At 28.9% G+C, this 16,369-nt stretch carries 16 protein-coding genes; 15 read left to right on the forward strand and 1 reads right to left on the reverse strand.

From position 1 onward, the window contains the following. The first annotated feature begins 15 nt into the window (after nucleotides 1-15). From lspA to C6B38_RS08205, 5 genes are all read left to right on the forward strand, one after another. Nucleotides 16-603, forward strand: coding sequence for a signal peptidase II (lspA, locus tag C6B38_RS08185; RefSeq protein WP_105299255.1), 588 nt, complete (start codon nucleotides 16-18; stop codon nucleotides 601-603). Beyond that, entirely contained in the window at nucleotides 596-1,516 is a 921-nt protein-coding gene (locus C6B38_RS08190; RefSeq protein WP_105299256.1) for an RluA family pseudouridine synthase, read from the forward strand. Before lspA ends, C6B38_RS08190 begins: the two co-directional genes overlap by 8 nt. 6 nt (nucleotides 1,517-1,522) lie before the next feature. Further along, the gene (locus tag C6B38_RS08195) at nucleotides 1,523-2,905 is read left to right on the forward strand and encodes a rhomboid family intramembrane serine protease (protein WP_105299257.1); all 1,383 of its coding nucleotides are present in this window, start codon (nucleotides 1,523-1,525) and stop codon (nucleotides 2,903-2,905) included. After that, the gene (locus tag C6B38_RS08200; protein WP_105299258.1) at nucleotides 2,893-3,393 is read left to right on the forward strand and encodes a deoxycytidylate deaminase; all 501 of its coding nucleotides are present in this window, start codon (nucleotides 2,893-2,895) and stop codon (nucleotides 3,391-3,393) included. Before C6B38_RS08195 ends, C6B38_RS08200 begins: the two co-directional genes overlap by 13 nt. A 98-nt stretch (nucleotides 3,394-3,491) precedes the next feature. Then, the gene (locus C6B38_RS08205; RefSeq protein WP_105299259.1) at nucleotides 3,492-4,712 is read left to right on the forward strand and encodes a hypothetical protein; all 1,221 of its coding nucleotides are present in this window, start codon (nucleotides 3,492-3,494) and stop codon (nucleotides 4,710-4,712) included. A gap of 13 nt (nucleotides 4,713-4,725) precedes the next feature. Here C6B38_RS08205 and rnhC read toward each other — a convergent pair whose 3' ends face one another. Then, on the reverse strand, nucleotides 4,726-5,625 hold the full coding sequence (gene rnhC / locus C6B38_RS08210) for a ribonuclease HIII (protein ID WP_105299260.1): 900 nt from the start codon (nucleotides 5,623-5,625) through the stop codon (nucleotides 4,726-4,728). A 97-nt stretch (nucleotides 5,626-5,722) separates the two neighbouring features. On the opposite strand from rnhC, the gene C6B38_RS08215 reads away from it, so the two are divergent. From C6B38_RS08215 to C6B38_RS08260, 10 genes are all read left to right on the forward strand, one after another. Further along, nucleotides 5,723-6,064, forward strand: coding sequence for a holo-ACP synthase (locus tag C6B38_RS08215; protein WP_105299261.1), 342 nt, complete (start codon nucleotides 5,723-5,725; stop codon nucleotides 6,062-6,064). Nucleotides 6,065-6,154: 90 nt separating this feature from the next. Next, nucleotides 6,155-7,072 (forward strand): hypothetical protein, encoded by a 918-nt coding sequence (locus C6B38_RS08220; protein WP_105299262.1) that lies wholly within the window; start codon nucleotides 6,155-6,157, stop codon nucleotides 7,070-7,072. A gap of 334 nt (nucleotides 7,073-7,406) precedes the next feature. Further along, the gene (gene rpsB, locus C6B38_RS08225) at nucleotides 7,407-8,486 is read left to right on the forward strand and encodes a 30S ribosomal protein S2 (protein ID WP_105299263.1); all 1,080 of its coding nucleotides are present in this window, start codon (nucleotides 7,407-7,409) and stop codon (nucleotides 8,484-8,486) included. A gap of 69 nt (nucleotides 8,487-8,555) precedes the next feature. Further along, on the forward strand, nucleotides 8,556-9,446 hold the full coding sequence (gene tsf / locus C6B38_RS08230) for a translation elongation factor Ts (protein WP_105299264.1): 891 nt from the start codon (nucleotides 8,556-8,558) through the stop codon (nucleotides 9,444-9,446). Nucleotides 9,447-9,477: 31 nt separating this feature from the next. Beyond that, entirely contained in the window at nucleotides 9,478-10,113 is a 636-nt protein-coding gene (locus C6B38_RS08235) for a hypothetical protein (RefSeq protein WP_105299265.1), read from the forward strand. A 243-nt stretch (nucleotides 10,114-10,356) separates the two neighbouring features. Then, complete coding sequence (locus C6B38_RS08240; protein WP_105299266.1) at nucleotides 10,357-11,091, forward strand: spiralin lipoprotein; 735 nt, start codon at nucleotides 10,357-10,359, stop codon at nucleotides 11,089-11,091. A 150-nt stretch (nucleotides 11,092-11,241) separates the two neighbouring features. Beyond that, on the forward strand, nucleotides 11,242-12,225 hold the full coding sequence (gene pfkA, locus C6B38_RS08245; protein ID WP_105299267.1) for a 6-phosphofructokinase: 984 nt from the start codon (nucleotides 11,242-11,244) through the stop codon (nucleotides 12,223-12,225). Nucleotides 12,226-12,278: 53 nt separating this feature from the next. Further along, the gene (pyk, locus tag C6B38_RS08250; protein WP_105299268.1) at nucleotides 12,279-13,715 is read left to right on the forward strand and encodes a pyruvate kinase; all 1,437 of its coding nucleotides are present in this window, start codon (nucleotides 12,279-12,281) and stop codon (nucleotides 13,713-13,715) included. Nucleotides 13,716-13,971: 256 nt separating this feature from the next. Then, a complete protein-coding gene (gene thrS, locus C6B38_RS08255; RefSeq protein WP_105299269.1) occupies nucleotides 13,972-15,888 on the forward strand; it encodes a threonine--tRNA ligase in 1,917 nt (638 codons plus the stop codon). A 164-nt stretch (nucleotides 15,889-16,052) separates the two neighbouring features. Continuing rightward, nucleotides 16,053-16,369: hypothetical protein (locus C6B38_RS08260; RefSeq protein WP_146693370.1), on the forward strand; the 317-nt coding region annotated here is incomplete at its 3' end.

A 16,369-nucleotide genomic window follows, 5' to 3' on the forward strand; every position in this document is an offset into this window, starting at 1 on the left:
AGGAGTCAAAAGCAAATGAAAGAACGAACAAAACAATTTTGATATGATTTTAAAGACCATTTTAAAAATCGGAATTATATTTGAAAATATAAACTCCAAGTTTGCCTATCAATTTTTATTTCGTTATTAATTTTAGATATTATTACGAAGCAATTAGCTTTTCATTTATTGCCACATGACCCAGCGGCTCACGAAGTTAAATTTCTTGATGGATTTATTAATTTTAAATTTATGGTTAATAAAGGAATTGCTTTTGGGAGAAACGATGATAATCTTCCACTTGTCATTGTTGGTGCAGTTTTCATTACTTTGCTTGCATTTAGTATTTTTTTATATATTAATAATAAAATTGCCGCCGTTGGTTTAATTATGATTACGACGGGTGGCTTTGGGAATTTAATTGACCGAATGTGAAATCATGGTGGTGTTGTTGATTTTCTAGCATGAATTTTATTTCCACCTTATAGTGTGTTTAATTTAGCTGATACTTGAGTAACATTTGGTGTTATTGTCTTAATTCTTGCTATTATTATTGAAATTATTCAGTTTTATCGTGAACGAGCACGAAACAAACGTGAAGAGCATTCGAATTCAAATGGCTAAGTTTACGTTAATTGTTTCATCATCAGCTCGAATTGATAAAATTTTAACTGATTATTTTAAAACAAATACCACTCCTTTTTCACGAACTAAAATACAAGAATTAATTAAGCAAGAGAAAGTTCAAGTTAATGGGCAAGTTGTACGGGCAAATTATGTTAGTCAAATTGGAGACCATGTTATCATTGAATTTCCAAGTGCTAAAGCAAGTGAATTAACACCCTTGGCAATCCCATTAACAATTTTGTATGAAGATAGTTATTTAATGGTTATTGATAAACGAAATAATTTAGTTGTTCATCCAGCCCCAGGGCACCAGAATGATACTTTAGTTAATGCTTTATTAGCACGAGGGGTGCAGTGGTCAACTGCTAGTGGTGAACAACGGCCTGGAATTGTGCACCGGATTGATCGCCAAACAACGGGAACTTTAATTATTGCTAAAAATGATGTTGTTCATCATCAACTACAGCAACAAATTCAAACAAAGCAGTTACAACGCGACTATTTAGCTCTTGTTCATGGTCAAATCATTGAAAATCGGGCAAAAATTGACGCGCCGATTGGGCGTGACCCTAATAACCGTAAGAAAATGGTAGTCACAGCAAAAAATTCTAAAAAAGCAGTAACTAATATTGTTGTAATTGAACGCTTTAATGATTATACTTATATAGAGTGTGAATTAGAAAGCGGACGAACTCATCAAATTCGAGCCCATCTAAAATACATTAATCATCCTATTGTTGGTGATCCGTTATATGGCACAGTCGCTGATAAAAAAGAAAGCTTTGGACAATATCTGCATGCATATCAATTAAGGTTTATTCATCCAGTTACTAAAGAATCTCTGACCATTACAGCAGCCTTACCACAAGAGTTTGAACAAAGATTAGCAATATTACGCGCGAAAGGATAGAAAACAATGAGTTTTGATAAAGATAAGTTATCTCTAGTTGATTATTTTTTAAAACAAGAAAAATACAATGTTTATAAAAATAAACCACGCAATAATAATGTTTATTTATATAAAGTTGATAGTAAAGAATTTCAAATTATTAAAATTATTGATGATTTTAGTGGTGAATTTAATGACTTCATCATTAATGATGAAGTTGTGCAAACGTTAAGGACTTTTTTAAATAAGAAGTTTCAACGCGCAAAACTTACTATTTTATCAATTGTTTTAATTGAAAATCATTCGCAAATTTATAAAGATGATAATGGCGATGTAACATTATTTGTTGATAAAAATAATTATCTTGATCGTTTAAGTACTTATTATCCTAATATTACAATGTTGCAAAAAAATAACGAAAATGATACTTCAATGGCTGGAATGACAACTGAGGAAATTTTAGATGGGATTAAAGATCCTAATAGTAAATTAACAAAAAATTTAAAACAACTAAGTGATAAATTAAGTGTCAATAACCTTGGTGTTACTTGAGTTTTAATTGCTTTGTTATTAATTATTCCAATTGTTGGAATCTTTTTTGGTTCTCAAATTTTTAATACCCAAGGTTTAAGTGAAGGAGCGACCCAACTTGTTTATGGTGGGCTTACACGTGATTTATTAATTTGAAATAATCAATGATGACGATTATGAACATATGTTTTATTTTCAAGCAATCCATTGTTAGTAGTTTTAAATTTATTTCTGATTTTTAGTGTTGCTCGTTATGTGGAAGCTCTTTTAGGACGTTGACGCTTATCAATCATTTTAGTGGTTGGAATTCCGTTAGCGGGAGTCTTTTTAGCAGCCGTATTACCAAATTGAATTTTTGGTGGGTTAACAATTTTATTAGCAATTTTATGAGGAAGTTTATTTAGCTATAATTATGGTAAAGAAGATTTAGGGGCTCTAATTGCAAACCAACGAACTTTAATTATTATGCTTTGGTTATTAATAATGCCAATCTTTTTAGGTTATTCATTTTATTTAATTAATTTTGTTGGCTTTTTTGTTGGTAGTGCTCTTGGTTATGCCTTAGAATTTAACCGTTCATATCGTGTTAATTGAACAATATTATATCCGGTTTTTATTATTGTAACAATGATAGTGGTTAGTACAATTGCATTATTATGAATCCGTTATGTTCCACCTTTTAATAGCGCTGTTATTAATGCATTATTGAGTTATTACCGCGCAGGTTTATTGGAACGGAGCGCAATTGAAGAGATGTTAAATAATTATTATTTTTATCCAAAAGCAAATTGACCAATCTTTTTGTTACAAAGTCAAGTTAATCTTAATGATATTTTTTTTAACTTGAAGGAAGGAATCTCTAATTTATGACAACAGTAGCACAGAAAAAACGTAATGATTATTTATCATGAGATGATTTCTTCTTAAGCGTTGCGCATGTTTGTGCAATGCGAAGCAAAGACCCCTATACCCAAGTTGGCAGTTGTGTTGTTAATCAAATTGGACAAATTATTGCGACAGGTTATAATGGTTTACCCCGTGGCTTAAATGATGATGATTTTCCATGATCGCGAGAAGGGAAATATTTAGAAACAAAATATCCTTATGTTGCGCATGCTGAATTGAATGCCATTTTAAGTGCACGAACAAATTTAGAAAACTGTCGGATTTATACAACTTTATTTCCTTGTGCAGAATGTACAAAAATTATTATTCAAGCTGGAATTAAAGAAGTTATTTATGATGATGACAAATACGAAGGTAGCGATGATAATCAAGCAGCAAAACGGATGTTTGACCAAGCACAAGTTCGTTATCGTTGTTTACCAATTATTAATGTTATAGTAGAACGACAAAAGGAAAAATAATTAATTTACAAATAAAACTATCAATTATCAAATATTAACAAAATACTTTAGTAACTTATTTTATTTATCAAATATTAGAGGCAGAAAGGTTTTTTTAGATGAAGCATTTTTTTACGGATCGGAAATTATTAATTTATCGGATTATTGGTATTATGTTAATTTTTGTTTTTTTAGTTTGTGATTTTATTTTAGTTTTAAAAACAAACAGTGGCATTTATGGGCAGTTACCAACTTATGGGGAGCGCTTAAGCCATTATTATTCATATTTTACGACGCAAACAAATTATTTAGTTTTTGTTTATTTTGTTTTTTATTTATTTCAAAAAAAATTTAAAAATACAAAACCAGATTTTATTATTCGATTAATGGTAACAGTTTATATTACAATGACAATGCTAGTATTTTGATTAGGGTTAGCAGTTCAAGGTGATATAGTAACAAATATGAGTGTTTATGAATGAATTTCAACATTTATTTTGCATACCATTATTCCAATTGCGATGATTTTAAGTTACATTGTCACAGCTGGTGATACATTTTACAAATTTGAAATCCATCATAAAACAAATTATTGATTAATTTGTTTATATCCAACCCTATATTTAATTTGTATTTTAATTCGTGGTTATATTCGGCACAGTGATGACCAACCAGACAATACTTTATTTCCTTATTTTTTCTTAAATTTTTATGCAACAAATGGCTTTGCTTTGTTAGCTGTTGGATCAGTGTTAATTTTTACGCTATGTACTTCATTTCAATATTTTTATATTTGAATTAATAACTTATTTTATTTTCGCAAGCAAATTAAAGAAAATAATATTACAAAAGTTGACCAAATTAAAATTATGATAAATATTAAACAACATCGCCAATTAGATCAAAAAGGTAAAATTGCCATGATCCTAGCGATTTTAGTTGCTATTTTTAACATTATTTTTTCCGTTCTATATTATCTTTATCGTGATATGTGGTCAAAAATCTTAAATTATCCTTATCAAAAAGAACTTGTTTTAGTTTTCAGTATTATTATTAGCATTTTTAGCATTATTACATTACTTTTTTCCATTTTAGGATTAAAAAATTTTTATTGAGCTCGAATTGTTGTTGGTTTTTGTTCAATTGCGTTAGTATGTTTTAATTGAATTTGAATTCTTGGTCCTGTCTTTGATATTATAATTGCAACATTATGTTTAAATAATCACAAATATTCAAAAGCAGATTTAGATGCTTATTTAGCAACAAACCAACAACCATTAAAATATAAAGCAAAAATAATTCCTAATGAAATAATTTCTTTTGATGAAGATGAAAAATAATCTTTCTAGAAGATTATTTTTTTGTTAAATTAAAATGCTCTTTTAAAAATTGAGTATAAATAGTTGTTGGCATTATTTCTTTATATTTACGGGCTAGTGCTTTAACATCTTCACTGGCTCCTAAGGGGAATGATAAATGATATTTTGTTTCAAGTTCATTAATTTTAATTAGAAAGACTGCACGACTTAAAATAGCGCTACAAGCAATGGCTAATGATTTTTCTTCTCCTTTAGTGATAAAAACAAGGTTATCTTTTATAATTGAACTCATTTTAGTTTGTTGTAAATATTCAAAATATTTTGTTTCATTAACAAATTGGTCAATAAAAATTGTTTTATTAGTTAACTGATATTTTGCTAATAATTGGACTAAAGCTTGATTATGGGCTAAGGTTTTAATAATATGGGCGTTTTGATATTTAGTATATCATTTATTATAAAGTTCATTATTAATAATAATAGTGATACTTTTGACCATTTTTTTAATTTTTGGGACTAAACTTAAAATTTGTTGTTTTGTCATCTTTTTACTATCTTTGATTGGTAACTTTGATAATTCATTAAAAGTTGCAATAGGAAGATAAGAAGCGGTAACAACTAGCGGACCAAAAATATCGCCAACACCAACTTCGTCATTACCAATAACATCTTTTTGAAAATATGTAACTGGAGCAGAGACATTTTTATTTGGTAAAGAACTGGTTAAGGATGGAAAAAAACGCTGTGCTTCTTTTTCAGCTTGATAGCCTTGGAACAAAACACTTTTTGTTTTATAAATTGTAATAATAATTCCATTTTTATTAAAAACACTAACTTTATTGGGATCTGTATTATTAATTGCATAAGTTTGATAGGCAGTACTAATCGCTTTAATAATTGTGGAATCAACTTTTTTAAAACTGATATTATTCATATGATGGGCCTCATTGTTTTCTTTTATAAAATTATTATATCGTTTTTCATCCTTTTTTGTTAAAATATTAATAAGTTATCAAACGGAGGAAAAAATTATGATTAAAAATGTTGGTATTGATATTATTCAAAATAAACGAATTAAACTATCGACAGCATTCATTCAAAAAGTATTAAGTCCAGTTGAAATAAAACAATATGCATCTTTTTTTAATAAAAATGCTCAACGACAATTTTTAGCAGGCCGATGAGCAGTAAAAGAAGCTTTAATTAAAGCCTTAGAAACTAAGGTAATTTTAAACGAAGTAACAATTTGTTTAAAAGATGATAATAATCTTCATGTTGAAGGTCTTTCGTTAAAACAAAATGAACTTATTCATATTTCCCTTAGCCATGAGCGAGATTATAGTGTTGGCTTTGCAATTTTTTCAACTTTTTAACAATTTTTAATAATTGTTTTTTTGTTTTTTTTGACAAAAGTAGAGTATAATGATAGTGAAGAAATTTACAAAAAGGGGGAGAAAACATTAATGAATTATTCATTTGATGATATATTATTTAAAGACTTTTGTAGCAATCCTTTTATTCGTCAATGAATTCTTGAAATCAGTGATGGTGTCTTGAAGTTCTTTTTATGAATGTTTATTTTTTCTGCCTTTTTTTTATTTACAATTCTTTCATCATGAACTTTTTTACATTATAAAAGTAAAAAAATTAGTGCTTCGCGTAGTTTACTAAATTTTGTTTCAATTATTGGTGGAATTAGTATTTTTTTCTTTAGTAAATTAATTTGAAATTTAGTGTTAGTACCAGACTATTCAATTGATCCAAGTTATTATCGAATATTATTAACAGGATATTCATATGTACAATTAACCATTACCATGGCTATGATTTTCAATAGTCGGCGTTTAGTTTCGCTTTTGTTATATATTGTTTATGCTTCACCGTTTGTTATTATTGGCCCCGTTATTCTTAATAATTTTAATGATGTGAATCTTCGCTATGATAAAGAATTATTTATTTTATTAACCATTTTAGTAATAACTATTTTTATTGCTAGTTTACAATTATGTGGTCTTTTAACTCGTCAAGATGAAAAAAGCAATGTTATTCGTTTTGTTATTATTTTAATTCTTTTTAATATTATTAATAATACTTCAAAATTATCAATTCCAATGATGTTAGAAGAAAATATTAAATTGCGTCAATTGTTCCAACAAATTTATTCTATTGCAACATTAATTGTGGATTTATTTGCTTTATTTATTTTAGTATTGTATTTGCAGCAGTTGTTAACTCGTTCAAAAGATGAGATTTATCAACTTGAAAATTTAGATTCAATTAAAATTTTAACATTGCAGCAGCTTAATCCGAATTTGCCATTAATTAATTTTTCAAAGGAAGAAATTAATCCTAATGATTGGACATTAAAAATGTTGAATTAAAAATATTTGTTATTTTTTGATTTACTTATTTTTATTTATTTAAAAATTATAAAACCTTGAAAAACAAACAATTTTTAATTAAAACACAATAATAAAAAAATGAACAGAAACCAAATGAACAGCCAAAAATGTTATTTATCTTTGATAAATAACATTTTTATTTGTTTGTTTAAAACAAAATATGTTATAATTTTATTGCTTGTATTCAATAAAATTAATGATATACAATACACATTTATGGATTAATTTGCCTAGTGCTATTTGTTTTAATAAGATAGTGGTAAATGTTAGAAATAAATGGATGTTTTAACGAAAAGGAGAATTAAATAGAAATATGGCAAAAGAATTAACAAGAGAAATGTTATGAGAAGCTGGTGCTCAGTTTGGGCATCAAACAAAACGATGAAATCCAAAAATGAAACCATATATTTATGGTGAAAAGAATAAGATTCACATTATTGATTTACAACAAACATTATGAAGATTAGAAGATGTTAAAAAATTAATGGCAAATATTGCTGCCCGCAAAGGAAAAATCTTATTTGTTGGAACAAAAAAACAAGCAAAATGAATTGTTAAGGATGCAGCAGAACGTTGCGAATGTTTTTATGTTAATCAACGTTGATTAGGAGGAACATTAACAAACTTAAAAACAATTCATTTACGTGTTAAACGATTATGAAATATTGAACGCCAAGAAAAAAATGGTGAATTAAAATTGTTACCAAAAAAAGAGCAAATGTTAATTAAAAAAGAAAAAGATAAATTAGAAAAATTCTTAGGTGGAATTAAAGGGATGAAGGAATTACCACAAGCATTATTTGTGGTTGATCCAAAAGAAGAACATATTGCTGTTCGAGAAGCACGTAAATTACGAATTCCAGTCATTGCTATTTGTGATACAAATGTTGACCCAGACCCAATTGACTATATTATTCCAGCAAATGATGATACTTCACGTTCAATTGCAATTATTACTCATCATATTGCTGATTTATATGGTGATGCAATGGGAATTAAAATGCCAGAACCTCAATTTAAACCAAGTGAATTTACTCGCCGTGATGGTGATGAGAATCGTAATTCACGTGGTGGACAATACGATAATCGAAGAATGAGCGGAAGAAATGAACGTGGAAGAGACACACATTATTCACATAAAGCACCAACTTCAGGAAAAGAAGAGGCACCTGTTGGAGCAGAACCTGTTGCAACAACACCAGCACCAAGTTTTAATTTCAATACAATTAATGTAGTTGATAATGATTTAGAGAAAACATTATCAAAATTAAAAGTTGATGAGTTAGAAATTCTTAGTGAAGGATTTGCTTTACCAAAAGCAAAAAAAGCTGAAATGGTTAGTGAATTAAGCAAGCATTTAACAATTGTTGATAATAAAATAGTAAAAAAATAACATAAAAATTAGATTGTATTAACTGGTTAGTTTCAATACAAGAACATTAAATTTGAAAGGAGAATTAGTATGGCAGTTACTGCACAATTAGTAAAAGAATTAAGAGATAGAACAGGAGCCGGAATGCTAGATTGCAAAAAAGCATTAGAAGCTACTGACGGGAATATTGAAGAAGCAATTACATGGTTACGTGAAAAAGGCATTACCAAAGCGGCTAAAAAATCTGATCGAGTTGCTGCAGAAGGATTAGTAGGTTTAGTAACTAAAGGTGATAAAACAGCTATTTTTGAAGTTAATTCAGAAACTGATTTTGTTGCAAAAAATAAACAATTTTTAGATTTAATGGCAACTGTAGGAGAAACCTTAATTAATAATGACCCAAAAACTGTGGAAGATGCATTAAAAGTGTCAGTTAATGGTGAACCATTAGAAACTGTTATTGTTCATGCTATTGCAACAATTGGTGAAAAGATTACTTTACGCCGTTTTAAAACAGTGCATTTAAAAACAGATCAATCACTAGGAGTTTATTTACATTCTAATAATCGTATTGCAACTGTTTTAATTTTTAGTGGTAAGATTGACGAAACAATTGGAAAACAACTAGCAATGCATGTTTCTGCAATGCGACCACAATTTATTTCACGAGATGACATTTCAGTAGATTTTTTAAATAGTGAAAAAGCAATTTTAACTGCTGAAGCAAAAAATAATCCAAAAAATGCTGGAAAACCAGATAATATTTTAGAAAAAATGGTTGAAGGGCGTTTAAATAAACAATTAGCAGAAATATCATTTTTAGACCAGGTTTTTGTTGTTAATCCTGATCAAAAAATTAGTGATGTTATAAAAGCAAATAATGTTAATGTTGTTGATATAATTCGTTATGAAGTTGGTGAAGGAATTGAAAAAGAAAAAGTTGATTTTGCTTCAGAAGTAATGGCACAAGTTCGCAAGTAAGAATAATTGTGATAGAAAGGAAAACCTAAAAGTGGAAAATACTGAAAAAGGAACAATAATTGCAATCTCAATGGCAGCATTCTTATTTGTTGCAGTTAGTTTATCAATTATTGGTTATTTAATTAGTTTTACAAAACGAGAATTTAAACCACGTTTTATTAATAAAAAAATTTTAATTATTTTATTTACAGTGTTAGGAATTAATTTACCAATTGTTATTCTTGGATTTTTATTCCAATTTGTTATTAATTTATCATCAACTGCACCGTTAATTATTATGATTGTATTGGCTTTTGGTTTAACAGTTGGGGTAGGAATTTATATTTTCTTATTTTTACAACTAATTGCCGTTGGAATTGATGAAAAAGAAATTGCTTTTTTAGGAGAACGAATTTTAATTCAAAAAATTACTCGTGTTGAACGCAATGATAAAACAAATCAATTAGTAATTTATTATATTGAAGGAAGCCGTAGTAAAAAGAAATGTCGTTTTTCTTTAGCAAGTCAAGCGGGACAATTTATGGTTAATAATGTTAATTTATTAAATCAAGAAATTATGCCATTTGTTGATGGTCAAGCCGAGCCAGAATTAAAAGTTAGTGAACAAGAAAACAGTGAAGCACCAGTTTCTGAACCAAAAGAAGACGAAAAAACAAAAAAAGATTAAGCAATTTATTTGGAAAATATTTTTTTGTTTTTTTAAGAAATATTTATTGTTTTTTTAAAAAAATTATTGTACAATTGCTCCTATAAGGGAAAGAAAAAAGAAAGATATAAATTGTATAAAGTAGGGTTAGAAGCAATTAATAATTATTATTAATGTTATTTTTCTCTTATATATTCAATGTAATTTTAATTACATTTGCTTTTTAATAAAAACACTACTTAATAGAGAAAGGAAATATAAGAAATGAAAAAACTTTTATCGATTTTAGCAGTTTTTGGTGTATCAGCTGTCGGAACAACATCAGTGGTTGCATGTAATAAAACTGAAAGTAATAATTTATCAATAGTTAAAAAAATTGTAGCACCTGCAACTGTAGCAGTAGCAAACCCAAAAGAAGTTACAAACGCTGAAATTAAAACAGCTTTAGAAGCTAATGTTTTAAAAGCAGTGCAAGGAGTTTTAAAAACAGCAACAGCAACTGATTTTCAATTTGATGTTTATAAAGACAACCAAGGTACATCATTAACAACAATTAATTTAGAAGAAGGTAAAGTTGAAGTTTATGTTCAAATTACTCCAGCAAAAGATAAAAATGTTGTTATTGGTAAATCAGAATACATTAAAGTAACTTTACCAAAATACGGAGAAGGAAAAAAAGTAGATATTTCAGATGTAACAGTAGCTGACCAAAATGTAGCAATTAAAGTAGTAAATCCAGAACAAGTTAAAAAAGTTGATTTAAATGCAGTTAATACTGATAAAAATCTTGCAAATGCTGTTTTAAAAGCTATACAAAAGAAAGCATTAAATGCAGTAGCAAGTGATTTTGAAATTACAAATAATGGTGAAGAGGGAGACTATAAAGCTGCAAAAGATGTTAAAGTAACAGTTAAAGCAAAAGATAATTCAGCAAACATTTCTGGTGAATTTAAAGTTAATGTAAAAGTAACAGCTACAGTAGCAACACCTGCAGCATAAGAATTAACTTTTTCTTATTTAGAACAAAATAAAAAACACTTATTAAAGTGTTTTTTATGTTTTTTAGTTAAAAAAATCTTTACAATCTTAGAATATCAACTAAAATTAATATAAACAAGATGAAACAAGCAAAAGAGAAGGAGAAAAAGCATGCTTAAAAAAATTGGAATTTTAACATCTGGTGGTGATTCACAAGGAATGAATGCTGCAATTGCGGGAGTTATTAAAACAGCACATGCAAAAGGACTAGAAACATATATTATTCGTGATGGTTATTTAGGATTAATTAATAATTGAATGGAAGTTGTTGATAATAATTTTGCGGATAGTATTATGCTTTTAGGGGGAACTGTGATTGGAAGTGCACGCTTACCGGAATTTAAAGACCCAGAAGTACAAAAAAAAGCTGTTGATATTTTAAAAAAGCAAGAAATTGCGGCATTAGTAGTTATTGGTGGTGATGGTAGTTATCAAGGTGCTCAACGGTTAACAGAGCTGGGAATTAATTGTATTGCTTTACCGGGAACAATTGATAATGATATCACTTCATCAGATTATACGATTGGGTTTGATACTGCAATTAATATTGTTGTTGAAGCAATTGACCGCTTGCGTGATACAATGCAATCACATAATCGTTGTTCAATTGTTGAAGTAATGGGTCATGCTTGCAGCGATATTGCTTTATACGCTGGGATTGCTGGTGGAGCAGATATTATTTCAATTAATGAAGCTGCTTTATCTGAAACAGAAATTGCTGATCGGGTTGCAATGTTACATCAAGCACAAAAGCGAAGTGTCATTGTTGTTGTTAGTGAAATGATTTATCCCGATGTGCATAAATTAGCAAAATTAGTTGAAAGTAAAAGTGGTTACATTACTCGTGCAACAGTTTTAGGACACACTCAACGGGGTGGTAATCCAACGGCAATGGACCGTTATCGTGCTTTTCAAATGGCACAATTTGCTGTTGAACAAATTATTGCAGGCGTAGGTGGTTTAGCAATTGGTAATCAAGGTGATCAAATTATTGCTCGTCCAATTATGGAAGCATTAAGTATTCCGCGTTCATCACGGAAAGAAATTTGAGCTAAATTTGATCAATTAAATCAGAATATTTATCAAAAATCATAATTTTGCGATAAAATAAGGTGGTAAGATATTTTTAGAAGGAGATTGTCAAAAGAATGGATAAATTTAATATTAACGAGAAAATGAAAAGAACGAAAATTATTACAACAATTGGGCCAAGTACACATTCATCGGGTGCAATTGAAGAATTGTTTAAAACAGGAATGACAACAATTCGCTTAAACTTTTCACATGGAGATCATGCTGAACAAGGAGCACGAATTGTATGAGCACGAGAAGTTAGTGCTAAAATTGGAAAACCAATTTCAGTGTTATTAGATACGAAAGGGCCAGAAATTCGTGCTGGAATAATGAAAGGTGGGAAACAAGAAATTGTTTCTGGAGCAACAGTTACGATTTATTCATTACCAACAGAATATCAAAACCGTGAAGGAACTGGAACAGAAATCACTGTTTCATATGATATGTCACAAGATTTAAAAGTTGGTGATGTGGTGCTAGTTGATGATGGAAAATTACAGTTAAATGTTACTGGTATTAAACCAGGCATTATTGAAACAAAAGCTTTCAACCATCATATTGTTAAAACAAACAAACGAATTAATTTACCAGGGGTTGACTTTACATTACCATTTTTAGCTGAAAAAGATATTAATGATATTAAATTTGGAGTTGAACAAGGGATTGACTATATTGCAGCATCATTTGTTAACACAGCTGGTAATATCAAAGAAATTCGCAAATTATTAAAAGAGTGTAAAGCTGAACATGTTCAAATTATTGCCAAAATTGAATCACAAATTGGAATTAATAATATTGATGAAATTATTGCCGCCGCTGATGGAATTATGGTTGCACGGGGAGATTTAGGTTTAGAAATTCCTTATTATGATGTTCCATATTGAGAAAAAATTATTATTCGTAAATGTCGTGAAGCAGGGAAAATTGTTATTGTTGCAACACAAATGTTAGAAACAATGACAGAAAATCCATCGCCAACGCGAGCAGAAGTAACTGATGTTTATTTTGCAACAGAATTAGGTTCTGATGCAACGATGTTATCAGGTGAATCAGCAAATGGTGATTATCCGTTTATTGCTGTTCATACAATGGCAATGATTAACAAACGAGCAGAGCATGAATTTTATTCAAAATTGTACTATGAAAAGCAATTAGAAGACGCTATGAATTCAACAACAGGTCCACGCGCTGATATTGCTAAAAAATTAGCAAATAAATGTAAAGATGGAAAATATGAGTATGCCGTTGTTGTCTCAAATACAGGGGAATTATTAAAAACAATTTCAAAATTTCGCCCAAATGTGGTAATTTTAGGAGTTAGTCCATTACCAGAATTATATACTGCCTTTGGATCATGACATTCAATTTTTATGAATAAAGTTGATAATTATGAAGCATTTAAAACAGATGAAAAAGCAATTTGTGAAGTGGCAAAAAAATGAGGGGCAAAAATTGGTTCAACAATTCTATTTGCTCGCAATGAAGAAATTAAAGAAATTACAATTAAATAATTAAACTAGTTCCCCATGGTCTAATATTCCTCTTTTCTCAGCAAGTTAAGGGTGATGGAAGCTTAATAAAAGAATGATTAGATTACTAGTAACAGCAATTAGTTTACGTTTAAGCACTTTTCGTTATTAAGTGTGAAAGATAAATTAGGTTAAATCCTAATTTAATTAGGATGGTACCGCGAAGAACTCGCTCCTAGTATTATTGCTTTAAGTAATATTGGGAGCGAGTTTTACTTTTTGGAAAGGAAGATGACAAATGATTAAAATTACATTACCGGATGGTCAAGTTCGTGAATTTAATACACCACAAACAATTCATGCTATAGCAAGTAGTATTGCATCAAGTTTAGGAAAAGCTGCCTTTGGTGGAGTTTTTGCTGGCCAAGTTCGTGGTTTAGACTATTTAGTAACAACTGATGGAACATTAGAAATTATTACTGATAAATCACCGCTAGCTTTAGCAATTTTGCATTATACAACAGCATTAATAACAGCAAAGGCAATTACTAATTTACATCCAACTGCTAAAATTGCTAAAATTGCCGTACAAGATGATACCTTTTTAGTTGACTTTGATGTGGAACCACATTTAAAAGAAACTGATCTTAGTGCTTTAGAGCAGGAAGTAACAAAGTTAATTAATAATAATCTTGCTATTAAGCCTGTTTTAGGGGCACTAGCCGATGCAAAAAAATGATATAATAACAATCGCTATTTATTAACTTTTTGTGCAGAAACAAGGGCAGAACAAGGTGGATATTTACTTGGGAATGAATTGTATTTGCCAAATACTTATCCAGTTACAAGTTTGAAACATATTAAAGTCCTGAAACTTTGAAGCTTAGCAGGAGCATATTGACAAGATGATGCTAAAAATAAAATGTTGCAACGATTAACTGGAAGTTCACATTTTTCACGTGAATTATTTGAACAAGTATTATTCGCATATGAAGAACGAAGAGAGCGTGATCATCGTAAAATTGGGAAGAATTTAGAAATTTTTACTTTTGATAAATTAGTTGGACCCGGTTTACCCATTTGGTTACCAAATGGGATGGCATTAAAAAAAGTTATCCAAGAATATATCCGAGAAAAAGAATGAGAATATGATTTTATTGAGGTTGATACACCAGTTATTGGAACTAGTGAAATGTATAAAATTTCTGGTCACTGGGATCATTACCAAGAAAATATGTTTGCCCCGATGGCACAAGATAATGAAATTAGTGTTTTACGCCCAATGGCTTGCCCTCATCATATTGCTGTTTATAATTATAAACAACGTAGTTATCGTGAGTTACCATTACGAATTGCTGAGCATGCTATTTTACATCGATATGAGACATCAGGAAGTTTAACAGGTCTAGAACGAGTACGAATGATGCAATTAACTGATTCGCACATCTTTTTACGTCATGACCAGTTGAAAGAAGAGTTTAAACGTTGTTTTAAATTAATTAATGAAGTTTTAACAGATTTAAAAATTACTGTTGATTATTACTCATTGTCATTACGTGATCCAGAAAATAAGGAAAAATATTATGATGATAATCAAATGTGAAATCATGTTGAACAAATGTTGCAAGAAGCATTAGATGATTTAAAAATTCCATATGTGCCAATGATTGGAGAAGCAGCATTTTATGGACCAAAGTTGGATATTCAAATTAATACAGCATTAAACCATGAAATTACTGTTTCAACCTTACAATTTGATTTTTTATTACCAAAAAAATTTAATTTAAGTTATATTGATGCAACAGGGGCAAAAGCAATGCCAGTAATGTTACATCGTGGTTTAATTGGGACTTATGAGCGTTTTATAGCAATTTTATTAGAACAAACAAAAGGAGTTTTACCATTTTGATTATCTCCAAAACAAATTGTCATAATTCCAGTTAATAATGAGCATCATTTGGAATATGTTAATGAATTACACCAGCAATTTAAAAAGTTAAAATTACGTACAACAATTGATGATCGTGATGAACGTTTAAGTTATAAAATTCGAGAAGCACAAGTTGCTAAAATTCCATATCAAATCGTTATTGGTGATCAAGAACGCGATAAAAAAATGATTACTTATCGAATTTACGGGCAAGAAGATCAAATTACTACTACTTTTGATAAATTTATTATTTTAATTAATGAGCAGATTATTAATAAAATTTAAAAAAAATATTTTTTTTAGGAAAATTTTATTTCCTTTTTTTATTTTTTTCGCACCCCAAAATTATGATAAATTAAAAGTGGAAGAAACTTTTTAATGGATAAATATTTGCTAATATTTATATTTAGTTTTTATAATAAATATTATAAAGAAAAACGAGAATTATAATGTTAAATCGTTTAACCATTTTAAAATTAGCAAAAGAAACAAAACTACTTGAAAAATTAGGAATAGTAACTGCTAAAAACATAGAAGATGTTGTAAGGCAAGTTGCGGGCAAAAAAATTTTATTTAACAAATTAATATTTGATTTTACTAAACAAGCAAATAATGAGACTTTATTATATACAATTGGAAAATTAGCACGTAATGATTTTTCTAAGGGTTTTAAAATTTCTAATTTAGGGAAAATTAACAATCTATTAAAAATTGAAAAAAACTTACAAAAAATAAGTCCAAAGTTGGTACAAAAAGCACCTAGATT

The organism is Spiroplasma sp. ChiS, assembly GCF_002968355.1.
Lineage (GTDB): Bacteria > Bacillota_I > Bacilli_A > Mycoplasmatales > Mycoplasmataceae > Spiroplasma > Spiroplasma citri.